The organism is Flavobacterium chungbukense (genome assembly GCF_020805785.1).
GTDB lineage: Bacteria > Bacteroidota > Bacteroidia > Flavobacteriales > Flavobacteriaceae > Flavobacterium > Flavobacterium chungbukense.
This window is the reverse complement of record NZ_JAJGZV010000001.1, coordinates 1,236,080-1,257,293: the sequence shown is the minus strand read 5'-3', so window position 1 is coordinate 1,257,293 and position 21,214 is coordinate 1,236,080. Positions and strand designations below refer to the sequence as shown.

Genomic DNA, 21,214 nt, shown 5'->3' with positions numbered 1-21,214 from the left:
GATCGGGAAGAAACAATCTGCTTTGAAAATGCGAAATCAGATACAGCCCAATCAAATAAAATACGTCAATTTTATTAACACTAATTTTTAAATACCAAGTATGGAAAAATTTTTGCATGATATTGCCCTGCACATCGAAGGATACTATAAAAGTCTTGTTGATATCACTCCTAAGCTGCTTCTGGCAGTAGTGGTAGTTCTTATTTCCTGGTTCATTGCATTGCGTGTCCGCGCCTTTGCAGATTCCAGGCTGAAAAGCAGGATGCATGATCCCCTGTTGGCTACTTTTATTGCCAACCTTATCAAAGCGGCGCTTATTGTGGTCGGCTTTCTGTTTATGTTCCGAGTTATTGGTCTGACCGGTGTTGCCCAGAGTGTGCTTGCCGGAGCCGGCATATCAGCGTTTATTATCGGTTTTGCCCTGAAAGATATTGGCGAGAATTTTCTGGCCGGAATACTGCTGGCTTTTAAAAGGCCCTTTTCGGTTGGTGATATTATCGAAAGCAATGCCGTAAAAGGCAAAGTGGTGGCGCTGAATCTTCGCGATACCCAGATTAAAAGTGACAGTAAGAATATCTATATTCCAAACGCGCTGCTTATCAAAAATACCCTGATCAACTTCAACAGCGGAGGATTTCTGCTGCAGGACTTCACAATTGGAATCGAATATGGATCGGATTACCGCAAGGCTCTCAGCCTGATTACCGAAGTACTCAAAGCAGACAGTGACGTTGCCGATAAAGGTTATTCAAACTCTGCCGTGGTGTCTGGCATTACAGGCAATACGATTCAGATAATTATCAGATACTGGGTAAAAACAGACCTTACGGCCACCGACGGGAAACACCGGTCGGAAATTGTTATGAAAGTTGCCGAAACTTTGAAGGAGGCCGGCTTCACATTGAAATAAAACTAAAATTTCTAAACAAAATTAAGATGCAGAATTAGTGTTAGGTAATCACTTCGCCTTTTTTATGCCTCCTGCATGATATCCTCGCAGCAAATCCAGACAGACCGTCCAAATGAAACCGAAGGTCCGAGTGCAGTATCGAAACAGATGCTGCAGGTCGAAAGCGGCTTTTCATTTGAAGAAAAAGATTCAGAAAAACGCATGGAATTTCCGAAATTGCACTTCGTTAAAAATGCGGAACTTCGCCTGGAAAGGGCGCCGCAAACAACAAATGAACCGGATAATCCAACATATGGTTTTAAGCCGTTAAGTTTTGGATTCAAATACCACCTTGCGGATCATGATAATACCGTTCCCGATGCAGCACTGATTGGCCGGATCAGCATTCCATGGCTCGCCGATAATTTGTATCAGGAGCCAAAGTGCGGCCCTGAAGTGCGGCTTTTATTTGAAAATGAGCTTTCGAAATCATCACACATCGGATACATTCCTGGAATACGCTGGACTGCAGAATCAGTCAGACCTGAATATCTGCACACTCTCTGCAGATCATTCGCTCTCTGATAAGGTGAAAATAGTCTTGGAAACTTATGGGTTCACTCAGCCGCACCATCATGCCCCAAATATTGCCGATCCAGCTCTTCTGTTTTTGCTCAGCAAAGATTTACAGTTTGATTTTATTGCAGGAAGTGGCATAATGCACCCTTATGCTGAAAAACTTGTTGAACTGGGATCGTACCACGTTATCTGTGCAAGCGGCACTTGCACAATTGGAAAGTCCGGATAAGCTTCCGAAAAAGCTTTAATATATTTTAAATTTCTGACAAAAAATCCTGTGCTGTTCAGAAAATTCCCTGCCAGATCAGAAGCTAGAAGATTTATGACCCTGCTTCCCCATCCGTTCTGTTTTTGTCTTTCAATAATGGAAGACCCTATTTGCCATTATAACTTGAGCATTTCAGCATTGATTTTTAATGCGGTCTCGGTCGCGCATTGTTATTTTTTAATAAAATAAATGCCCATCAATCTTTGTAACGGTCACTCTGCAGAACTTCATCAGTCATATTGGAAATTATAAATTGTTACTTTACAAATGCAATAAAAAGATTATGGCCTTCAATACTGCAAAAAAATCATTCCTGCTGTAATTGATCAACCAGCCTAAAACGTGCTGGACAAAAATGAAGTGCACTAGAGAGTCTTGCACTGCTGCATAAACGATCTGCGAATAATAATGCCTAACGCATACTTGGAAAGAATTTCATTCCAAATCTATTACACTATAAACAATTAGCAATAAAGCAATTATTTCAGTTATTTAAAATAATTATAAATAACTAATGCAAAACAGCAAATATGTAAGAATAATTAACTAATTTCGCTTTCATATTATCAGTTTTGTTCTCTTATCCAATATAACAGCATTCGGCCGGCCGGCGGATTCCAGTATCGGATATTCGGATCAGGACAACTTAAATAAACAGATATTTTTATTAATCCACTTTAAACTTATGAATAATAGACTGCGAAAATCAATTTCATTTCTCGCACTGGGCGCCGCTTTACTATTTGCCTGCTGCCAGGGAGACGAAAATGGAATATCAGAACAGGAATCGGCCGTCCTGAATGCTAAAGAATGGTTTGATGCCAATAAGCCCGCTTTAGAGGCTTTAAAATTCACCCAAAGCATCAGCTGGGAAAATGCGATAGTGCTTGACAACGGCGGCGAGCAGGCTGTTGAGGTGCCGCTGCGCCTAACTGCCAATACTTCAGCCAATGTCGTGGAAGACAGGGACTACAAAACTTTTATGAGACTGCTGCTGATTAAAAATGCACAAGGCAGCTATACGGCTTTCAATATTGCATACACTACCAAAGACACCACTTTTAATAACAGTGACAAAGGATTCAGCATTCTTAATACAGGTTCATCTTTTTCAGGATATATCACAATCCAGAAAAGCGATAATACTGTTGCATACTCTGGAAAATTCAAGAGCGGTGAATTTGCAGGACCGCATAATTACAGCCCCGAGCCGAGCAAAACCAGCAGGCTGGTATGCACCTATTATGTGACGGTTGGCCCCTACACCACCTGCAGCAACTGGGTATGGTATCCGGATTACACATCGGTGCCGGGAGGCAATCTTCCACCGGGATATATGCCGGGAATCACTGGTCCGCTATGGCCTAATGGGTTTCCCCGTCCCCCTGTTGACCCCTGTGCCGCTGCAGTGACAGCGAGCGGCGTTGCCGCCAATCCTGGATTTGCCAGCGCAAGCGCAGCCGTAGCAGCCGCAGGTGCCGCCGACGGCAACGAGCACAGCATCACCCTTGGAACACCGGGCGCTTCCGGTGCCTATACCAATTCTGCGATCAGAACCAACGGGAATCCAAACGGCGTAGCGGTAACCGAAAGTCTTGCCGGGGCTTTTGCTGCTGTTCACAACCATCCCAACAATACTGCTTTATCTTCAGGAGATGTTTACGCGGCGGTTACCCTTGCCACTAAAAACAGTGCCTTCACGACTTCGTTTATACTTACCGGCGGGGAAACCTACGCTATTGTGATAACCAATCTGGCAAACGCCCAGGCTTTTGTAAAGCAGTTCCCGGCAGATCTGTCGCCGAATTACCCGCCAGAATTTCCTGATGCCATATTCAATCAGATCAACAACATAACATCTGAGATTGGAAATTCCATCGATTCGAAAACAGCTGCCATTTCTTCGGTCCTAGATAAATACGATTCAGGCATCACACTGATGAAACTGGGTCCTGACGGTAAATTCACCAGAGTTAAAATACAGAAAAACCCAAATGGCACCTACTCTTATGTCCCTTGCTAATAAAATTGAAAACATGAAAAATACAATCAGAATCATAGCCCTTTTCGTGCTTCTAACAAGCACAGGCTGCAAAGCACAGCAGCTGGTACAGACTCCTGCCGATGCTCATAAAATAAAGACTAACGAGCAGCAGTTCCTAAATAAGCCTTTAAAAGACCTGCTAAAAGAAATAAAGCCTGAGATAAAACTGGTGACTGGAAATCCGGAATATCCTTCTTATTTCTCTTTCCGTTTCATAAGCAGGGAAGAACTGAGAAAAAAAACGGACAGCGAAAACACCTTAGGACTATTTGTATACGTTAAAGAGCCTCTGGATTGGAATTTCGATAAAAGACCAAAAGGGAAAGAATATGAATGGTCCAAAGAGGACCTTCAGAAATACGGCAATCTTACGGTAACCAGAATCAAAGTCATCGGCAAGGAATAATGCCGCTTTTCAAATAAAAACCTCAATTCAAATTAATGATTGAGGTTTTTTTGAAAATGCCCCGCTGGCAGCAGCATTTGCCTGCTCTGTTTACAGACAAGATTTTTTTTTCGTATATTTAAGAAAGATTAAATCTAAAAATGATGAATACAGCAAAAATAGTTGGCATTGCGCTTATCGTGATCAGCCTGTGCGCAGGCTATGTGGGATTAAACCGGGTGGCAGACAGCACTAAGGAAATTAACTTTCTAGGCCTTAAAATTGATGCTTCGAACGAGTCGGGCCAGATGCAGGGTTTTCTGTATATTGGAGCGGCGGCCGCTCTTTTAGCGGGCGGGATTTATACTTTAAAAAAGTCAAGCTGATTAAATCCTAAAAAGTGAAGCATAAAACCTCTTCGTAAAAAATCGAGCAGCGGCAAACTTTAAAGTGAGCAGAAAATAAAAACTCAAAAAAATCTTACCCATAATGCAGGACATAGAAAACAAAACAGCTTATATCACCGGCGCCTCCAAAGGAATCGGTCTGGGCATTGCAGCAGCTTTAGTGGCAAACGGCCTAAAAGTAGCTGTATCAGGAAGGGATGCAGATGCCCTTGAAAAGGCGCAGCAGCAATTAGGAAAGCAGAACGTGCTGGTGCTTCAGTCCGATGTGAGAAATTTTAACGACGAACTTAAAGCAGTCGAGCAGATAGTATCGGAATTCGGAACACTGGATATCGTAATTGCCAATGCAGGGATTGGGAAATTTGCTCCCATAGACGAAATTTCCCTCGAAGACTGGAATGCTATGATCGGCACCAATCTCACCGGCGCATTTCATACCCTGAAAGCGGCCGCCCCGCAGCTTAAAGCCAACAAAGGCTATTACATCTCCATCGCTTCACTTGCAGGAGCTAATTTCTTTGCCGGAGGGGCTGCCTACAACGCCTCAAAATTCGGACTTGTGGGCTTTACCCAGGCCGCCATGCTGGATCTGCGGGATTACGATGTCAAATGCACCACCATCCTTCCGGGATCTACCGCTTCAAACTTTAACGGCCATTCTCCAAGCGAGGAGGATAATTGGAAAATCCAGCCCTCCGATATCGGGCAGCTGGTTGTGGATCTGCTAAAAATGAACCCTAATGTGCTGCCAAGCAAAATAGAAGTCCGTCCGACGAAAACTAAATAATTCAAAAATTAATTTTATTTAAAGAATAGAAAGCAGCCCTTTAGGCTGCTTTCTTATTTACGGCAAAATAAGCTTATTTTATTAAAAAGTGTCTGCTCTGCAGGCCAAAATCATGATTAAAATTATCGCCGCAACAATTAAGAAGAAGGAAACAAAACCTATTGTGCTTATAATTATATAAACGCGCTGGAGTATTCTGTAAACCCTATTGTCTTTTTAATTCTAATTTTAAAATAAAAATAACATCAAATTGACACTTATGGAAAACCTGCTTAATGAAGAGAATTTAGAAAATATCAGGGAATTAATTGAAAGCAGACTGGCTGATATTCCGGGAGAACTGATCCTTCTTGGAGGAGTAGGCTCCTTACTGCTGTCTTCCTATCTAACTAAAAAAGGCAATAAACAGGCTGCCGCTTTTATCGGCTCTCTGGCTGTGCCGATATTGGGCATTGGTCTGGCAAAATACAAGGATCTTTTAAAATCTGAAGCGGAAAACTTTAAGCAGTCTCTGCAGAGTGAGGAATAATTTCCGCTCCGCATTGCAGTGATGAAAAAATGCGGCTGTCTGCTGCAGGAAATATCCAAGCGCAATAATATGGAAGAAGTTTTTTTAAAGACTGCAAAAGCATCGGCCCTGTTGTGCTTTGCACCGTCATCGCTTTTATTACCCTGTTTTTCTTTCTGAGGATTTCAGGAAACGCACGCTCGCGAAACTTAATGCTTTTGATTTTGAGGTGACTGCGGCCCTGGGATCCATCTTGACTTATATGATGCTGGCAATGGCGCCTCTCGCAGAAGGGGCAATCGTGCTTTTTCTGATTATTGCCCTGCAGTATATCTTGGCCTGGATTGCGCGCTCTTCCAAGAAAATGGAAAGGCTTTAAATGCAGTGCCCCGCCTTATCTATTACAACGGAGAACATGGCAAAAGAAGCCGTGACCAGAGATGAGATATTCTCCATAAAAGAAACACTGGAATCGACCAGATCGATGACGTTAAGTCTGTTGTGGCGGAACTTAACGGACAGATTACAGTGGTCAGGAAAGCTGTCGGCGGCGGCAGAAGTTCTCTGGATGATGTAACGGTATAAACAGATCCGTGCTTCAGGATTTCTTCGCAGCACACGATGCGGGAGTCTGCATTCTCAAAGAGCAGCCCCTGATAATATTTCCTGCAGATTTCCTCTGCCGCAGGAGTGATATTTAAATTTCTAATATTATTTCTTATTCACCTGTGCCAACTTAAGTTAACTTTTTCTTTAAACCTGCAGCGCTCCATTGACTCCCGGCACACTTTGCTGAAGATAAATGCTTCATGCCTTTAAAACTGCACCGCTTTCCTTTATGTATATAAGTGAAAAAATTTTTATCATGTAAACCACCCCTTTCACAGCAAAAATACTCCGGCTGCTTGCCTCCAGATAAGCCCTGGCCTGTACTCCGGAAGAGCTTGCAGAACTTGCTGCTGCCGAGGCCTCAGGTTCTGAGTTTACGGGCCACCCGGCTGATGATCCAGAAAACCAATCGCTGCTCTTAGAGGCCTTAATTGTGCTGGATGACCAGGGTCTCATTTTTTTAGATTCAGATACCGAAAGCAGCGTCATTACCATAAAAGGGCTGCTGCTGGTTCATGGTAAAGTTCTGTGCAATTGATTTATGCAGGCACGGGAGCATCCTCCGCGATGAGTTTGCCCTCTTTAAGCGCTGCCCAGAATGCTTTGGGAATTTCAGCCTTAAAAGAAGCTGCATTGGCGGCTGCCTGCTTCGGATTCCAGGCTCCGGGTATGACTGCTGAAACTACGGCTGGCGCGGCAGAGAACTGAAGGGCAGCGGTGCGCAGATCCACACCGTGGATGCTGCAGATACCAAGCAGCCTTTTTCTTTTTTCCATAACGCCTGCAGGAAAAGTTCCCGAATAGTCGTAGCGCTCCACTCCCGCCAGAAAACCGGCATTTAAAGGTGCTCCGACCACTATGGAGATATTTCTTTTTTCACAAGCCGGAAAAAGGGTTCTCAGAGCCTCTTCGTGTTTTATGATGGAGTACTGGGTTGCAGAAAGAAAAATATCAGGATCAGCCTGCTCAATTGCCTTCAAGGCGGGCTCAAGAGTGTTCACGCCAAATCCCCATGCTTTTATAATCCCTTCTTCCCTCATTCTGGTCAATTCGGGAATTGCCCCTTTTAGGGCCTGGTCAAAATATACGGTCCAGTTTTCTTTCATATCCTGATTGTCAGGCGAGAGATCGTGTATGTACACAATATCCAGATAAGGAAGCCCAAGGCGCTGCAGACTGTCTTCAATGCTTTTTCTGGTTCCTTCTGCCGAATAATCATAGCGGTAGGAGAAATTAAGCCTGCCTTTCCACAGCCCGTTTTCGAGTTTAAAATCTTCGTCAGGCGTGAGAAGGCGTCCCACTTTGGTAGACAGGGTATACTCTTCCCGTTTCCTATTTCGCAGAAAATGGCCCAAACGGCGTTCGCTGAGCCCCAAACCATACCAGGGCGAGGTGTCAAAATAGCGGACTCCGCTGTTCCATGCCGCTTCCAAAGCCTCATTGACAGCTGTGTCGGGATTCTCGTGAAAGCCGTTTCCGGCGGCAACACCGCCTAATCCTGAGACGGTCAGGGGACGATAGCGTTTATGCTGATTCTCTTTTTCTTTCATGGCAATTTATTTAAAAGCCGCAAGGGAAGGCTGAGTCTAAATGCCCTCGCCTATGCAATAATTAATGAGTTTCAAATTTCGTTTAATTTCCAGCTATCAAGCTATAGAATTACCATTGCAGAGTTTCATTATTTACAGTTCTGAGAAATTTAAATCCTTAAAATCTGTCCGGAAAACCGTTTTAAGCCAGCGGTCACTTTTTCTTAAAAACTACCAGATGCTGCAGCGCCGGGTCATTCAGAAGCCTGTCCATCTCAGTATAGATGATTTCCTGCACGTCACGCTTGATCTGCATATAGTTCTGCTGTATCATCGTATTATCCAGCTTTCTGACAGGCGGTATTTCCTGATAGCTCTCCTCTTCTTTCCGCATTGCATCATGGTCATTTAAGATTTCTGAATGAAATGTTTTAAGCTTGATCCTGCACTGCGGGTCATCGGCAGTCATGCCCACAAATTCACCCGAACTTAAGGACGAAATCTTCGACGGCGGAACCGCGGCTTCGAGCTGTCTGGAGCGGCTTATCGAAGTATCCGAACTGCTGATGGACACGCTTTCCCTGTCCTGCATGATCTTCCCGAAACGCTCCGAAAGCTGTTTGGCGGTATCTCCGGTTACCTGTCCCGAGATGATGTTTCCGGTGATGTTCATAATCACATCGGCCTGCTCGCGCCCGTAGTCTTTACGCAGCTGGCTGAAGTCCTGAACCCCTAGACAGGTGCTGACTTTGTTGCTTCTGGCCGTGGCAATCAGGCTGTCCATATTGTTAAGATAGATGGTCGGAAACTCATCAAAAACAAGGCTGGATTTGAGTTTTCCCTTTTTGTTGACCAGCTTCACCAGACGGTTTACATACAGCGACAAAACGGCGCCGTAGATCTGTATTTTCTGCGGATTGTTTCCCATGCAGACAATCTTGGGCTCCAAAGGATTGTTGATGTCTAAAGTAAAATCATTTCCGGAGAGCACATAATAAAGCTGGGGTGAGGACAGCCTTGCCATGGCCACCTTAGCAGATGCAATCTGCCCTTCGAGCTGCTCCATGGCATCGTTGAGATAGGCAGTGATAAAGGGGTTGATCAGCACATCGATTTCCTTATCGGTGCGCAGCAGGGTAAACAGGCTGTCGTAGTCTGCCTGCATGAGCTCGATGACATGCGGCAGGGTGCAGAACTCCCCGTCATTATACCTTCTGAGATACCAGATTACGGCCGATAAAAAGTTGATCGGCGACTCCACAAAAAAGTCTCCCTGCTTTTTGATCCACTCCCTGTTAAGTCCCATAAGAATGGTGCGCGCCGATTCAGAGGCATCGGTAATATCGTCCATGCTCTGCGGATCCAGCGGATTGCAGCGGTGCATGATGCTGTCAAAATTGATGAAATAGCATTTAGGCATAACCGTATAGACATGCTTGTATTTCTCAAAGGTATTGTAGACGATTTTTGACAGGTCATCGTATTTGAAATCATAGACAAACATGCTGAATCCTTTGGCAATATGCTGGGTGATGACGTGGCGGATGACAAAATAGGATTTGCCCGAACCGGGAGTTCCTAAAACCAGCAGTCCGCGGAAAGGATTGATGATGTTGATCCAGCTGTTTCTAATTTTATCCTTCAGAAAATAACGAGCTGGAAGGTTAATCGAATATTCATTTTCCAGCAGCCGTTCTTCCTGCGGAAAGGTCTCATTTTCGGTATTGAAAATATCGGCGGCAGCCAGCCTGTTTTTAATGATCCGCGACAGCAGCGTGCCTCCTGAAAGCACCAGCAGAAATCCCAGCAGAGCAGCTCCCATATACAGAACAGCATAAACTGGACCAGCACCTCCGTAAGGCCGCAGCAGACCGCTCAGAAAATAAACCGCCAGTCCTGCGCCTGTATAATAAAGAGCTGTTTTTACCTGCAGCTTCTCATCCTTTTTTCCTTTTGCTCCCAGAAGGGAAATCACCAGCAGCCCTAAAGAAATAAATTTGGAAATATGAAAGCTTGCGAACAGTCCCGTCTTATAAACAGAATCCAGAATCTTATCCCCGAAAGCTCCGGTCAGCTCCCAGAAACGGAATGCCCCGTAGCAGTAATAATAAAAATGGAGCATTAGTACCATAATGCTCATCAGTCTAGTCATATCCAATATTTTTCTCAGCGCCTGTTCATTTTCTCCCGTCTGCATAGCTCTCAAATTTTATTGTTGATCCTTCTGATTAATTCAGATCCGAACGTCCTTTTCTATTCCTTTTTTTCCGCCTTCCCTTAAATTTTCCGCTGACATAATCCATCTGCCATTCGGACCGTATCAGCTCTTCGAGTCCTTTGGCGCTGATACCCTGCATCATGCTTTCAGGAGAATGCTTCTCACTGAAAACAGTGCTGTTTTCCAGAACCTCTCCAGCTGTCCGGAACAATTCTTGTCCACCCGCTGCAGAACACCTTTCCAGCACTGCTTTGGCGCTGTAATTTCTTCCCAGCGCGCTGCCGTTAAACACGCATCTGGTGGCATGATCCACATAGGTAAGACCATACAGAAGACCTGCATTGCTCTTTCGCAGCACCGTGCTGATTCCCTCTTTTTCGAGCAGTGAAACCAGCCTGTCCAGAGTCTGATCCTTTCCGAAAAATGCACTGTCCACAGCGCTTCGGATTCTCTTTTTTTCAAAAGCTCTTTCGGTATTGTTTAAAGTAAATTTTCTTTCCAGAAAAGCCAGTGTCGGACGCATCGAAAAATCGCTTGCCTTAATGGGAACGCCGTTTGGTTTTCCGCTCTTGTCAACTATTCTGTAAAGCAGTCCTCCCGAGGCAAAAACGCGCGAATTCTCGCTGCCTCTGTCGGCCTTAATATTGTAAAGCTGCAGCACCGCATTGAGCTCCGCCAGAGAAGTGTATTTGTAACTGGAAATTACCGAATGAAGCACCGCAGCCATGGCTTTTTTAGATTCCATTTTACCATACTGCGCCTTTGCGGCCGGAACTGGTTTCAGGGAAGAAAACACTTCCTTTTTTGCCTCTTCAGCCCGCACCAGCCCGAAATCTTTTTCAATCTCTTTTCTGGCTTTCTCCGACTGGTTTTTCCCGATTTTCTGCATATCGATTCTCGAGCCGTCCTCTCTTACTTTTATAGACACCAGATGAATGTGCGGATGCCCTGCGTCATGATGCTGGTACACCAGATAAGGCTGGTCTCCGAACCCTATTTTTTCCATATAGGTTCGGGCAATTTCCATCAGCTTTTCGGATGGATAATTCTCTGATGGGTGAAAGTTTAAAGAGATGTGCACGCTGCCCCGTTTCACATTTCCGTTAAGGGCATTCTGGTGCAGCAGCCTGCCCAGTTTCATTGCGGGTGCCATGCGCGAAACATCCATCGGATAATTGCCCTCTCCAATACAATGAGCTTCTCCCGTCTTAACCTTCTTTTCATTGTAATTGAAAATGCTCCGCACCGAATGTCCGGTCTTTATCACTGCAACCATTTCGCGGCTGTTCTGTCAATGGCTTTCTGGATTTCTTCCACCTTTTCCAGCAGGGCTTGACGCTGGGCCTCACTCTGCATAATGCAGTCCCTGAACTCCGGAATCTGCCTCAGGGTATGGAGTTTTTTAACGGTCTGGTTAAAGTTGCCGGCAAGCGCATTGAGCTCTCTGCGAAGGCGGATGAGCTCCAGCATAAACTCATCAAGTGATTCATTTCGGTAATTGGTGGCAATGGGTTGATGCAGTACGCATTTCCTGAGATATTCGCTCATCTTCCGGCAGGTGGTTGCCTTAAACCTTTTTACCAGTTTATTGTATTCCGCCGCGGTAAAGCGAACCGCGGCAATTCGGTTTCTGTTTACATTCTCTTTCTCCATCTTGTTTCCCTTTCCTTTCTTTACACTTCATTCTTCCCCAATTTATCTTCCCGAATCACTGCCGCGAGTTCCGAGCACAAGACAGCCGGATGCGTTTGTTTAACAAACGGACATCTGGCCGACTGCAGGAACGAGGCAGTCCCACAGCCCCTTTAAAACATCCAGTCTTAAAAAGTCCCTTAGAACGATTCTTCAGCGAATGTAGAAAAGCAGCATGAATACAGCCTATCCCAGCCATATTTTGAACGGGGTGTTTTCAGCGCTTCACCGTATCTTTGACAGAATCAATTATTAATTTAAAACTCGGGAATTATGCTGACAGAAAATGATGCGGTGAGGGTGTTCGATACGATTATGAGCAGCCCCGGAATGAATGAGATGGTGAGAATGGACCTGAAGATTTCAAGGAAAAATGTGCTGCTGCTCCATCATGTGATCGAGCGCGGCATTACAGAGAATGAAGGCAGCCTTTCGCTGCTGCTCCAAAGCATTCCAAAGGAGAATACTGCCGATCTCAGACAGCTCTCTGAAGAGTGTCTCCAGCGTGCAGGACTTACCGAACTGAACGGGAAACTTTCTGATTTGGGAACAGAGAAAAAAAAGTCTTCTTAAAGAATTCCGCCGGCTGAAAAAAGGCCGGCTTCTTTTGTGCAGGCTGTGTCTTTACGAGCTGTTATTCCCTATAAAAAAAGATACCTCTAAAATGCCTCTTACAATACTGCCTCTGCTATTTCAAAAGCAGTCTCTAGCCTGTTTTGAACCTGCTGTTCAAGTATAGCATCATTACGACAGTGGTTGCTATGCACGAAGCACATCCTTCAAATAAGAAACATAGAATATATAAGGGTACGGAAGGTTCTCCTCCATACATTAAAGTCTGCGGCAGCGACTTAATGTAAGCATCACCTCCTCTCGCATAACTGTAAATCATAAGGGCTGCCAGACTCAGCACCACCCCGGTAAATGAAGCAGTCATTGCTGATACCGCGTTTAAGAGAAAATTGTTCTGCCCTTGTGCAAGATTCATCCTTAATATTCTGTTCACGCCGAAGAAAATAAAAATAACGTTCAGCAAACGGGTATGCAGGATCTGGTTCAGCCCTGATGCTTCCATTAATAAAAAAAAAAGCGCGGCTCCGGCAAAAATCAGCAGCCCGCTGCTCAGTTCGCCTCCCGTCATTAAATAGTGAGTTATTTTCATACGGCTACGCATTTATTTTAAGTGTCAAAGCGATAGTGGCTTTAAACCAATCTGTTTCATATATTCACGTAAAGATACTGCAGGATTCACAGTATTAAACACCTAAAAACCTTTTATATGCTGCCTATGCTTAATCTGCCTTACCAGATGCGTAAACGGACCGCTCTGCTGCAGGCTGGCGGGGCTTAAAGCTTTCATTTTTCCACAAAAAAAATAAAAAAGGCGCTATAAAGCGCCTTCATCTGCAAAGGAATAATAGTTCTCCGAGGTCACAATCAGATGATCCAGCAGCCTGAGATCCAGCAGTTCTCCAGCCTGCGCTATCTTTCTTGTGATCTGTTTGTCCGGATCTGAAGGAATTAAAGTTCCCGAAGGATGATTGTGTGCAAGGATCAGGCCTACGGCACTGGCTTTAAGTGCTGCCGCAAACAGCAATCGAATGTCTACGACGGTTCCGGTAATACCTCCTGACGAAGCTTCATAAATGCCTAATACTCTGTTGGAGTGATTGAGCAGCAGGACTTTGAACTGCTCCAGAAATTCAATCTTGCCGGGATCCCAGCTGTCTTTCAAAAGCGTGTAGGCATATCTGGAGGATGTAACATGAGGTCGTTCAGAATTTTTAACTTTTGTTCTATAAACCAGATCAATTTCTGAAACAATTTTCCAATTGCTGTTTTCTTGTGTTTTCATGATGCTAAATATTTAAGATTAATTTTAGCACCGCCCGCGGGCAGAAGGAAGCAAGCGCAGAAAGCAACGCAATAAAGCAGGACGGCTGTCCTGCATTTATGGGGGAATTTTTTGCAGCGCCCCGCGCCGCTGTGCCCGACCTTTGTGATGGAATTAAACGGTATTTACATCCGAAGCGGTTAGCCTGCACCGTGAAAAATAAATGAGACCAGGGACATCTGAAAGCTGTGCTGCATGACGCTTTTATATTAAATTAAGGACATAAGCCAGAAGCAAACAGCTGGACTCCAGAACAGTGTTTAAGCACTACGGAAAAACAGCAGCTAAATATGCCGTAAGACCACTGCCAGATTTGCCTGAAGTGCAGTTTTGAACTACTTTTGCAGCATGAATTACGAAGATATAAAAAGACATTTTGAAGCGTTTCCTCCTCCCCTTGAGGTGGAATGGAAGCCCTGGGCAAAGATTACAGATACGCAGCTTTTTTTGAAGAGCTGCTACATCGGCATCCGCAATTTCAACGGCCCTGTAGAAAGATGCCCGGCCTGGTGGCATCTCAAGGATTTTTACCTGCACATCAAACGCACCATGCCCATTCAAGGGAACCCTGAAAAAGAAACGGCCCCTGAAGAATAAAGCCCCGTCCTGTAAGATCTTGTCTGATTAAAGATCCGCAAGCATCCAGATACCTCATCATTATTTTTATTTTTAGCAGGCGGGCAGTTTTTTTTCCATCTCTTTTCTTAAGCTCTTAAGGTCACTGTCCAAAATCTCCTTTAAAAGATCTTTCAATTCCATAAAGGTAGGCGGTTTTACGGCATAATAATCCGCCCCGAGATTATAGGCGGTCCGTATATGCATCGCACTGCTGCTGGTGGATAGCATGATAATCTTTATATTTTTGAAATCGCTGCCACCGTTTCGAATTTCTTTAAGGCATTCAAATCCGTTTTTTCGGGGCATATTGATATCCAGAAATATCGTTTCAGGAAGATGCTTCGCCTTTTCAAGGGTTTCCAGCAGTTCGCAGCCGTCTGCTGTATGCACTACCAAAATGGGCAGGTTTAATTCTTCGACTGCATCAGCAAACAGCAGTCTGTCATCTTCGTCATCTTCAGCCAGATAAATAATCTTCTCCCAATTCTGCTTTTGCGGCATAGCTTTTAAATTTATAATGCGGCAAGTAAAAATAGATCTGAAAGCCGCAGTGGTTAAAAAAACTTAGGTTTTAGACTATTGAAAATAGAATTACATTTTTTGATGGTAACTGTAAAGATAATTCTTTTTTTCTAAAAGAAAAAACTTTCAAAAAAAGATGATTTCTGTGGGCTAAAATGCCTGTTTGGAAAAATCCAAATACGCTGGCGGCGCTGGTTTAAAAAAATCCAAAATAAAGAGCTGCCGTAAATTCTGAATAAAGTCTTTCTTCTTAATTGCAGCATAATCCAGACCGCCCGTAAAATCAGTGTTTTGATTTTTTGTTATTATTTAGAACATAATATTTACAAAACTTGTTACCATCTGTACTAATTTTGAAAGATATAAATGATACAGATTATGAACCGGGCAATTGTACACATCGATATGAACACATTTTTCGTCTCCTGCGAAAGGCTTACCAATTCAGAGCTTAATGGGATTCCGCTGATTATTGGCGGCGGGGATCGGGGCGTTGTAGCCTCCTGCTCTTATGAGGCGCGACGTTTTGGGGTGCGCTCGGCCATGCCGATCCAGATGGCACTCAGGTTATGTCCGCAGGCCAAAGTGATGAAAGGCGATATGGAGCTCTATTCAAGGCTTTCCCATGAGGTTACCGAAATCATTCAGGAAAAGGCTCCCGTAGCAGAAAAGGCCTCTATCGATGAATTCTATCTGGACATTACCGGAATGGATAAATTCTACGGCAGCTACAAGTGGACTGATGAACTCTCCCGGCGCATTACAAAGGAAACGGGCCTCCCCCTCACCTTTGCCCTTTCGGTGAATAAAACCGTATCAAAAATAGGGACGGGAGAAGGAAAACAGAAACAGAACCTTGAAATCCCGGAGCATCTGGTGCAGTCTTTTTTAAACCCGCTCTCAGTGCGGAAAATACCGATGGTGGGCGATAAAACCTTCCAGCTCTTATCCCGAATCGGCATACGCACCATTAAGACACTTTCTGAAATGCCAGCCGAAGCGCTCCAGCGCATGATCGGCCAGAACGGCATTGAACTCTGGAAAAAAGCCAATGGCATTGACAATAACCCCGTGGAACCGTATACCGAAAGAAAGTCGATTTCCACCGAGCATACTTTTTCACAGGATACCATTGACATGGATAAACTGGGAAGGGTCATCCTGGGCATGGTAGAGAAACTTTCCTACCAGCTGCGCTCCGAGCAGTGGCTCACCTCAACGGTTACGGTCAAGATCAGGTACGCCAATTTTGATACCGAAACCAAGCAGTGCAGGGTGCAGTATACCTCGGCAGATCATATCCTGACCCAGGCCGCAATGGATCTTTTTGGCAGGCTCTACCAGCGCCGGATGCGCCTGCGCCTGATCGGGGTGCGGTTCAGCGGACTGGTCAGGGGAACTTATCAGATTGATCTTTTCAATGATACCGAAGAAATGCTGGCGCTATATCAGGCTATGGACCGCATGAAAAACCGCTACGGCTTTGATGCTGTGATGCGATGCGCAGGCGCCTCTTTTAAACCCAATACTAAAAATGAAATTTTAAAACGCAAAACAGATTAAATGTATCTCAACTGCCATTCCTTCCATTCCCTGCGTTATGGCACCATACCGCTTGAGGATCTGATATCCAGGGCCGCTGCCTTGGGTGTCAAGGCGATGGCATTGACTGATATTAATACCGTGACGGGGATCTATGATTTTATAAAAGGCTGCCAGGCTGCAGGCATCAAGCCTATTGTCGGAATAGAATTCCGGTCAGAGCATCAGCTGCGTTTTATCGGACTGGCAAAAAATGCGGCGGGTCTTGCTGAAATGAACCGCTTTCTGACCCGGCATAATTTTGAAAAAACGGCACTTCCCCAGTCAGCTCCCGACTTTAAAAATGTTTTTGTGATTTATCCTCTGGAGAATGTTCCTGCTGTTTTAAAAGAACATGAATTTATCGGACTTCGCCCCGAACAGACGCCCGCACTGGTAATCACAAGCTGGAAGACGAAAATTGACAGGATGGCCGTTATGCAGCCGGTTACCTTCCGTACCAAAACCGAATACAAACTGCATAAAATACTTCGGGCTGTTGACCTGAATATAATTCTTTCCCGCCTCAGCGCTGCCGATTACTGCGGGCAGTATGAAGTCATGGTTGACCTGGACAGGATCCTCAAATGTTATGAAGAATATCCCAAGATCATCTCCAACACGGAAAAAATAATCAGGGAGTGCCATTTTGAATTTGATTTCAAAACACCAAAAAACAAGAAATTTTATACCAATAACAAAAAGGACGACTTGCAGCTTCTGACCACCCTTGCCCAGCAGGGACTGGAATGGCGCTATGGGCAGCATAATGCAGAGGCAAAATCCAGGATGTTCCGAGAGCTCAAGGTAATTGACCAGCTGGAATTCAGCGGTTATTTTTTGATCACTTGGGATATTATCCGCTTCAGCAATTCTCAGGGCTTTCTGCATATCGGACGGGGCAGCGGCGCTAACAGCATCATTGCCTACTGTCTTGGGATTACCGATATATGCCCTTTGGAACTGGATCTGTACTTTGAGCGTTTTTTGAACCTGAACCGCAAAAGCCCTCCGGATTTTGACATCGACTGGAGCTGGAAAGAACGCGACGTAATACTGGAATACATCTTTTCACGTTACGGCTATGACCATGTGGCCTTCTGCGGCACAAATGTGGAATTCAAATACCGTTCGATTTTTCGTGAAGTCGGCAAGGTTTTCGGGCTTCCAAAGGAAGAACTCGATGCACTGGCCAAAAACCCGATGACCCTGCATCCGGCCAATGAAGTGGTAAGGGAAGTGCAGCGGTACGGCATGATGCTGGAAAAATATCCGAACCAGAGAAGCATGCATTCCTGCGGCATACTTATTTCTGAAGAGCCCATTACCAATTATTCGGTACTGGAAATGCCTCCTAAGGGCTTTCCCATAGTGCTTTTTGACATGCATACAGCGGAAGACATCGGGCTTGAAAAGTTTGATATACTGAGCCAGCGGGGGATTGGCCACATTGATGACAGCGTAAAGCTTATAGAAAAAAACCGCGGTGTAAGGCTGAATATCCGGGACACTGCAATTTCAAAAAACGAAGAAAGCTGCAACAGGTTTCTTTCAATGGGAAAAACCATAGGCTGTTTTTATATCGAAAGCCCTGCCATGCGCGGTCTGCTGCGCCGTCTGAAATGTGACAATTACAAGACCCTTGTGGCTGCCTCCTCCATCATACGCCCAGGGGTGGCACAGTCAGGAATGATGAAAGAGTACATCTTCAGGCACAATCATCCCGACAGATTTGAATATTTCCATCCGGTGTTTGAGCAGCAGCTTGGAGAAACCTATGGCATTATGGTCTATCAGGAAGATGTGATTAAAATTGCCCTTCATTACGGCGGACTTCCCGCAGCCGATGGGGATATTCTGCGCCGTGCCATGTCTGGAAAAGGACGTTCCAAAGCAGCCCTGCAGAAAGTAAAAGACCACTTTTTTGAATCCTGTGCGGCGCAGGGACATCCTTCAGCGCTCAGCCAGGAAATCTACCGCCAGATCGAGTCCTTTGCGGGCTATTCCTTCTGTAAGGCGCACTCTGCCTCCTATGCCGTGGAAAGCTACCAGAGCCTCTATCTGAAAGTGCATCATCCTATCGAATTTATGGTGGCGGTAATCAACAATCAGGGCGGTTTCTACCGCACGGAAGTTTATGTGCATGAAGCCAAGATGTCAGGGGCAGCAGTGCACAATCCCTGCGTGAATAAAAGCGAGTTTGAAACCGCTTTATATGGTTCTGATGTCTATCTGGGTTTCATGCATCTGCAGAGCCTTGAATCCAAAACAGCTTTTCTGATACAGCAGGAAAGGGAAAAAAACGGGCTGTACAAATCGATCGAGGATTTTATCAACCGCATACCCATAGGAATTGAAGCCATACAGATTCTGATTTTTATCGGCGCATTCCGGTTCACAGGGAAAACAAAAAACCAGCTGCTGGTCATTGCCCGTCTTATTCTGGTAAACTTCAAGCCCGAGAACCGAAATCCCATGCTGCTTGAGCAGCCGGTTAAAGAATTTGTGCTGCCTAAACTGGAACGATCCCCCTTTGAGGATGCCTTTGATGAGATTGAGCTTCTGGGTTTTCCTGTGTCCTGCTCCCCTTTTGACCTTCTTCGGACCAGTTTCAGGGGAAATGTAATGGCAAAAGACCTGCTGGCGCATCATAAAAAACAGGTGCGCATGCTTGCTTACCTGATATCACGCAAGCACGTTCCGACCAAGATGGGGGATATGTATTTCGGAACCTGGATCGACGCAGATGGAGAAATGTTTGATACGGCCCATTTTACCGACAGCCTGGCCGCATATCCTTTTCAGGGAGGAGGCTGCTACCTGCTGCTGGGCAATGTCGAAGTGGACTACCACTTTCCCACCATTACAGTCATAAAGATGACAAAGATGCCTTTTATCCCAGATCCGCGTTATGAACATGAAAATGACTGGAAATACAAAGCGCATCAGAAACTGCGCGAAGATGTGAGCATGACCCACCGCTCACCTTATCCGCAGGAACATGAAATTAATATTCCAAGGCTTAAAATGAGCAATTGACAAGATTCTTTCCTGCTGTGGGCCCGGAGCCTGATTATGAATTAAAAAAATTAAAGAAGATGATGCTTTTTGACGACACCGAAATTTTTTCATCCGGAAACGGCGGCAGAAGAATATTTGACGTCCCTGATGCCGACCTGCTGCTGATTGATAATTTTTTCAGCAAGCCCGAATCCGATCATTTTTATAACGTATTATACCACGGCACCCAGTGGCGGGAATACGAAATGCCGATGTACGACAAGGTAGTGACAGCCCCGCGTATGATTTCGTGGTACGGCGATACGAACAGACCAGAGCGCAGATCAAATCCTGACTGGCCCAAAGAACTGCTGCAGATCCGCGAGCGGGTTGAAAGCGAGACGCAGATCCGTTTTAATGCTGTGCTCCTTAACCTTTACAGGGACGGCAGTGACGGTGTCGGATGGCACAGCGATAAAACTTCTTCCAGCAACAAGAATATGAACATCGCTTCGGTGACCTTTGGTGAAACCCGTCTGTTCCGCCTTCGTCATAAAACACTGAAACATATTCCGCCTATTGAGATTCCGCTCCACCACGGCACTTTTCTTCTTATGGCAGGCAGCACCAATACCCATTGGGAACATCAGGTTCCGAAGACCGCCAGACCAGTGCTGCCAAGAATCAATCTTACCTTCCGCCAGGTCAGGGAATCCTAAAACCAGATACCTTATAAACACATGATCTGCAGCTAAATAAATCATAGCAATCCTATAATAATCCTGTTTTATAATATAACAGGGTTATTTTCGGTCATGGTAACTTTGGATTAACTATAAAAATTAAAAATCATGGAAAATATAAACAGCATAGGACAAGAAGTTAATTCGCATATCAACATCTCAGAACAGGCCGAAATCCAGCAGTGGGCTGAAAAACTAAATGTGCCCGAAGAAATATTAAAGAATGCGGTGAGAGCGGCAGGATCGACTGTCGAAGAAGTGACAGAGCATTTGGACGGGAATCCCCCTTCAAGAGAAAGCGCATCTGAAACGGTTCGGATGAAAGACGGTCCGTGGCACGATAATGAAAAAGACAGCAGCCGTCACAATGCTGAAGGAAAAAGCATCGGAGAGGCTACCGATCCTTCAAAACTGTCACAGCTGTAACTCATAATGTTGCAGTGGATTTTTTTATATGCACTGAGAATGCAGGCTGTTTAAAAAAATCAGCCGGCCTATTAATTTTAAATATGCATTTCAAGTATAATAACTAAACAATTATAATTATGTCTAGAGAAAATTTCGATAACTATGATCAGGATGATCGTACTTATCAGGCAGCAGATGATTCCATAAATTCAGAGCTTCTGGAAAAAAAGGATCCGGCCATCAACCAGCATGAAAATGACACAACCGGTATCCACAGTGATGCTTCAGACCATCCGAACCCTCGTCCTGACGAGCGTGATCCTGATGCTGACAGAAGAACACTTGACGAGGAGAAAGCCGTTGAAGACGACGAGGATGACAATTAGCTCCCGCCTCAATGGTGAAAGGCGGCAAAGCAGGAAAGACACAAAAAATCCTGAAGAGAATCAAGCGCTGATTAAACTGCCGGTTCTGTTCAGGATTTCTTTTATACTACTGTAAATCAATTAATTATAATAGCATTCCCAGTTAAA

Annotated in this window: 24 protein-coding genes; 15 read left to right on the top strand and 9 right to left on the bottom strand. The window is 44.9% G+C overall.

Annotation, left to right across the window (positions count from 1 at the left end):
• The first annotated feature begins 100 nt into the window (after nucleotides 1-100).
• Both LL966_RS04965 and LL966_RS04960 read left to right on the top strand, forming a co-directional pair.
• Nucleotides 101-910, top strand: a complete 810-nt coding sequence (locus tag LL966_RS04965; RefSeq protein WP_229350785.1) for a mechanosensitive ion channel family protein — start codon at nucleotides 101-103, stop codon at nucleotides 908-910.
• A 75-nt stretch (nucleotides 911-985) separates the two neighbouring features.
• Nucleotides 986-1,474, top strand: coding sequence for a transporter (locus LL966_RS04960; RefSeq protein ID WP_229350783.1), 489 nt, complete (start codon nucleotides 986-988; stop codon nucleotides 1,472-1,474).
• Nucleotides 1,475-1,615: 141 nt separating this feature from the next.
• Here the strand turns inward: LL966_RS04960 and LL966_RS22860 are convergent, their stop codons facing one another.
• On the bottom strand, nucleotides 1,616-1,846 hold the full coding sequence (locus LL966_RS22860; protein WP_394799453.1) for a DUF1016 N-terminal domain-containing protein: 231 nt from the start codon (nucleotides 1,844-1,846) through the stop codon (nucleotides 1,616-1,618).
• A gap of 575 nt (nucleotides 1,847-2,421) precedes the next feature.
• On the opposite strand from LL966_RS22860, the gene LL966_RS04955 reads away from it, so the two are divergent.
• The 6 genes from LL966_RS04955 to LL966_RS22855 all read left to right on the top strand — a co-directional run bounded on the left by LL966_RS04955 (nucleotide 2,422) and on the right by LL966_RS22855 (nucleotide 6,452).
• A complete protein-coding gene (locus LL966_RS04955) occupies nucleotides 2,422-3,759 on the top strand; it encodes a hypothetical protein (RefSeq protein WP_229350782.1) in 1,338 nt (445 codons plus the stop codon).
• A gap of 13 nt (nucleotides 3,760-3,772) precedes the next feature.
• A complete protein-coding gene (locus tag LL966_RS04950; protein ID WP_229350780.1) occupies nucleotides 3,773-4,186 on the top strand; it encodes a hypothetical protein in 414 nt (137 codons plus the stop codon).
• A 140-nt stretch (nucleotides 4,187-4,326) separates the two neighbouring features.
• Nucleotides 4,327-4,551 carry a hypothetical protein gene (locus tag LL966_RS04945; protein WP_229350778.1) on the top strand — a complete coding sequence of 75 codons (225 nt, stop codon included), beginning with the start codon at nucleotides 4,327-4,329 and terminating at the stop codon, nucleotides 4,549-4,551.
• A gap of 103 nt (nucleotides 4,552-4,654) precedes the next feature.
• Nucleotides 4,655-5,359: an SDR family oxidoreductase gene (locus tag LL966_RS04940; RefSeq protein WP_229350776.1), complete on the top strand. Its 705-nt coding sequence runs from the start codon at nucleotides 4,655-4,657 to the stop codon at nucleotides 5,357-5,359.
• Between the two features lie 259 nt (nucleotides 5,360-5,618).
• Nucleotides 5,619-5,888, top strand: a complete 270-nt coding sequence (locus LL966_RS04935) for a hypothetical protein (RefSeq protein WP_229350774.1) — start codon at nucleotides 5,619-5,621, stop codon at nucleotides 5,886-5,888.
• Between the two features lie 426 nt (nucleotides 5,889-6,314).
• Nucleotides 6,315-6,452 (top strand): YetF domain-containing protein, encoded by a 138-nt coding sequence (locus LL966_RS22855; RefSeq protein WP_394799452.1) that lies wholly within the window; start codon nucleotides 6,315-6,317, stop codon nucleotides 6,450-6,452.
• A gap of 222 nt (nucleotides 6,453-6,674) precedes the next feature.
• Here the strand turns inward: LL966_RS22855 and LL966_RS04930 are convergent, their stop codons facing one another.
• The 5 genes from LL966_RS04930 to LL966_RS04910 all read right to left on the bottom strand — a co-directional run bounded on the left by LL966_RS04930 (nucleotide 6,675) and on the right by LL966_RS04910 (nucleotide 11,876).
• The gene (locus tag LL966_RS04930; protein ID WP_229350772.1) at nucleotides 6,675-6,932 is read right to left on the bottom strand and encodes a hypothetical protein; all 258 of its coding nucleotides are present in this window, start codon (nucleotides 6,930-6,932) and stop codon (nucleotides 6,675-6,677) included.
• An 83-nt stretch (nucleotides 6,933-7,015) separates the two neighbouring features.
• Nucleotides 7,016-8,026, bottom strand: coding sequence for an aldo/keto reductase (locus tag LL966_RS04925; RefSeq protein WP_229350770.1), 1,011 nt, complete (start codon nucleotides 8,024-8,026; stop codon nucleotides 7,016-7,018).
• A 193-nt stretch (nucleotides 8,027-8,219) separates the two neighbouring features.
• On the bottom strand, nucleotides 8,220-10,202 hold the full coding sequence (gene mobC / locus LL966_RS04920) for a conjugal transfer protein MobC (protein ID WP_229350768.1): 1,983 nt from the start codon (nucleotides 10,200-10,202) through the stop codon (nucleotides 8,220-8,222).
• A 31-nt stretch (nucleotides 10,203-10,233) separates the two neighbouring features.
• On the bottom strand, nucleotides 10,234-11,499 hold the full coding sequence (locus LL966_RS04915; RefSeq protein ID WP_229350766.1) for a relaxase/mobilization nuclease domain-containing protein: 1,266 nt from the start codon (nucleotides 11,497-11,499) through the stop codon (nucleotides 10,234-10,236).
• Entirely contained in the window at nucleotides 11,487-11,876 is a 390-nt protein-coding gene (locus LL966_RS04910; protein WP_229350764.1) for a plasmid mobilization protein, read from the bottom strand. The genes LL966_RS04915 and LL966_RS04910 overlap by 13 nt, the downstream gene beginning before the upstream one ends.
• 312 nt (nucleotides 11,877-12,188) lie before the next feature.
• Here LL966_RS04910 and LL966_RS04905 point away from each other — a divergent pair, with 312 nt between their 5' ends.
• Nucleotides 12,189-12,488 carry a hypothetical protein gene (locus tag LL966_RS04905; protein ID WP_229350762.1) on the top strand — a complete coding sequence of 100 codons (300 nt, stop codon included), beginning with the start codon at nucleotides 12,189-12,191 and terminating at the stop codon, nucleotides 12,486-12,488.
• Nucleotides 12,489-12,621: 133 nt separating this feature from the next.
• Here LL966_RS04905 and LL966_RS04900 read toward each other — a convergent pair whose 3' ends face one another.
• Together LL966_RS04900 and LL966_RS04895 are read right to left on the bottom strand one after the other, a co-directional pair.
• Nucleotides 12,622-13,077, bottom strand: coding sequence for a hypothetical protein (locus tag LL966_RS04900; protein ID WP_229350760.1), 456 nt, complete (start codon nucleotides 13,075-13,077; stop codon nucleotides 12,622-12,624).
• A 225-nt stretch (nucleotides 13,078-13,302) separates the two neighbouring features.
• The gene (locus LL966_RS04895; RefSeq protein ID WP_229350758.1) at nucleotides 13,303-13,770 is read right to left on the bottom strand and encodes a JAB domain-containing protein; all 468 of its coding nucleotides are present in this window, start codon (nucleotides 13,768-13,770) and stop codon (nucleotides 13,303-13,305) included.
• A gap of 387 nt (nucleotides 13,771-14,157) precedes the next feature.
• Between LL966_RS04895 and LL966_RS04890 the strand changes: the two genes are divergently transcribed.
• Nucleotides 14,158-14,406 (top strand): DUF6965 family protein, encoded by a 249-nt coding sequence (locus tag LL966_RS04890; RefSeq protein ID WP_229350756.1) that lies wholly within the window; start codon nucleotides 14,158-14,160, stop codon nucleotides 14,404-14,406.
• A gap of 72 nt (nucleotides 14,407-14,478) precedes the next feature.
• Here LL966_RS04890 and LL966_RS04885 read toward each other — a convergent pair whose 3' ends face one another.
• Nucleotides 14,479-14,928, bottom strand: coding sequence for a response regulator (locus LL966_RS04885; protein ID WP_229350754.1), 450 nt, complete (start codon nucleotides 14,926-14,928; stop codon nucleotides 14,479-14,481).
• Nucleotides 14,929-15,327: 399 nt separating this feature from the next.
• On the opposite strand from LL966_RS04885, the gene dinB reads away from it, so the two are divergent.
• The 5 genes from dinB to LL966_RS04860 all read left to right on the top strand — a co-directional run bounded on the left by dinB (nucleotide 15,328) and on the right by LL966_RS04860 (nucleotide 21,067).
• Complete coding sequence (dinB, locus tag LL966_RS04880; RefSeq protein ID WP_229350899.1) at nucleotides 15,328-16,512, top strand: DNA polymerase IV; 1,185 nt, start codon at nucleotides 15,328-15,330, stop codon at nucleotides 16,510-16,512.
• On the top strand, nucleotides 16,513-19,569 hold the full coding sequence (locus tag LL966_RS04875) for a DNA polymerase III subunit alpha (RefSeq protein WP_229350752.1): 3,057 nt from the start codon (nucleotides 16,513-16,515) through the stop codon (nucleotides 19,567-19,569).
• Nucleotides 19,566-20,249, top strand: a complete 684-nt coding sequence (locus LL966_RS04870) for an alpha-ketoglutarate-dependent dioxygenase AlkB family protein (RefSeq protein ID WP_317207118.1) — start codon at nucleotides 19,566-19,568, stop codon at nucleotides 20,247-20,249. The genes LL966_RS04875 and LL966_RS04870 overlap by 4 nt, the downstream gene beginning before the upstream one ends.
• 132 nt (nucleotides 20,250-20,381) lie before the next feature.
• Complete coding sequence (locus tag LL966_RS04865; RefSeq protein ID WP_229350750.1) at nucleotides 20,382-20,699, top strand: DUF3606 domain-containing protein; 318 nt, start codon at nucleotides 20,382-20,384, stop codon at nucleotides 20,697-20,699.
• 119 nt (nucleotides 20,700-20,818) lie between these two features.
• On the top strand, nucleotides 20,819-21,067 hold the full coding sequence (locus LL966_RS04860) for a hypothetical protein (RefSeq protein ID WP_229350748.1): 249 nt from the start codon (nucleotides 20,819-20,821) through the stop codon (nucleotides 21,065-21,067).
• Nucleotides 21,068-21,214 lie beyond the last annotated feature (147 nt).

Coding starts and splice junctions, on each gene's coding strand:
- LL966_RS04965 (WP_229350785.1), top strand. CDS start 101: ATGGAAAAATTTTTGCATGATATTGCCCTGCACATCGAAGGATACTAT.
- LL966_RS04960 (WP_229350783.1), top strand. CDS start 986: ATGATATCCTCGCAGCAAATCCAGACAGACCGTCCAAATGAAACCGAA.
- LL966_RS04955 (WP_229350782.1), top strand. CDS start 2,422: ATGAATAATAGACTGCGAAAATCAATTTCATTTCTCGCACTGGGCGCC.
- LL966_RS04950 (WP_229350780.1), top strand. CDS start 3,773: ATGAAAAATACAATCAGAATCATAGCCCTTTTCGTGCTTCTAACAAGC.
- LL966_RS04945 (WP_229350778.1), top strand. CDS start 4,327: ATGATGAATACAGCAAAAATAGTTGGCATTGCGCTTATCGTGATCAGC.
- LL966_RS04940 (WP_229350776.1), top strand. CDS start 4,655: ATGCAGGACATAGAAAACAAAACAGCTTATATCACCGGCGCCTCCAAA.
- LL966_RS04935 (WP_229350774.1), top strand. CDS start 5,619: ATGGAAAACCTGCTTAATGAAGAGAATTTAGAAAATATCAGGGAATTA.
- LL966_RS04930 (WP_229350772.1), bottom strand. CDS start 6,932: ATGAGACCCTGGTCATCCAGCACAATTAAGGCCTCTAAGAGCAGCGAT.
- LL966_RS04925 (WP_229350770.1), bottom strand. CDS start 8,026: ATGAAAGAAAAAGAGAATCAGCATAAACGCTATCGTCCCCTGACCGTC.
- mobC (WP_229350768.1), bottom strand. CDS start 10,202: ATGCAGACGGGAGAAAATGAACAGGCGCTGAGAAAAATATTGGATATG.
- LL966_RS04915 (WP_229350766.1), bottom strand. CDS start 11,499: ATGGTTGCAGTGATAAAGACCGGACATTCGGTGCGGAGCATTTTCAAT.
- LL966_RS04910 (WP_229350764.1), bottom strand. CDS start 11,876: ATGGAGAAAGAGAATGTAAACAGAAACCGAATTGCCGCGGTTCGCTTT.
- LL966_RS04905 (WP_229350762.1), top strand. CDS start 12,189: ATGCTGACAGAAAATGATGCGGTGAGGGTGTTCGATACGATTATGAGC.
- LL966_RS04900 (WP_229350760.1), bottom strand. CDS start 13,077: ATGAAAATAACTCACTATTTAATGACGGGAGGCGAACTGAGCAGCGGG.
- LL966_RS04895 (WP_229350758.1), bottom strand. CDS start 13,770: ATGAAAACACAAGAAAACAGCAATTGGAAAATTGTTTCAGAAATTGAT.
- LL966_RS04890 (WP_229350756.1), top strand. CDS start 14,158: ATGAATTACGAAGATATAAAAAGACATTTTGAAGCGTTTCCTCCTCCC.
- LL966_RS04885 (WP_229350754.1), bottom strand. CDS start 14,928: ATGCCGCAAAAGCAGAATTGGGAGAAGATTATTTATCTGGCTGAAGAT.
- dinB (WP_229350899.1), top strand. CDS start 15,328: ATGAACCGGGCAATTGTACACATCGATATGAACACATTTTTCGTCTCC.
- LL966_RS04875 (WP_229350752.1), top strand. CDS start 16,513: ATGTATCTCAACTGCCATTCCTTCCATTCCCTGCGTTATGGCACCATA.
- LL966_RS04865 (WP_229350750.1), top strand. CDS start 20,382: ATGGAAAATATAAACAGCATAGGACAAGAAGTTAATTCGCATATCAAC.
- LL966_RS04860 (WP_229350748.1), top strand. CDS start 20,819: ATGTCTAGAGAAAATTTCGATAACTATGATCAGGATGATCGTACTTAT.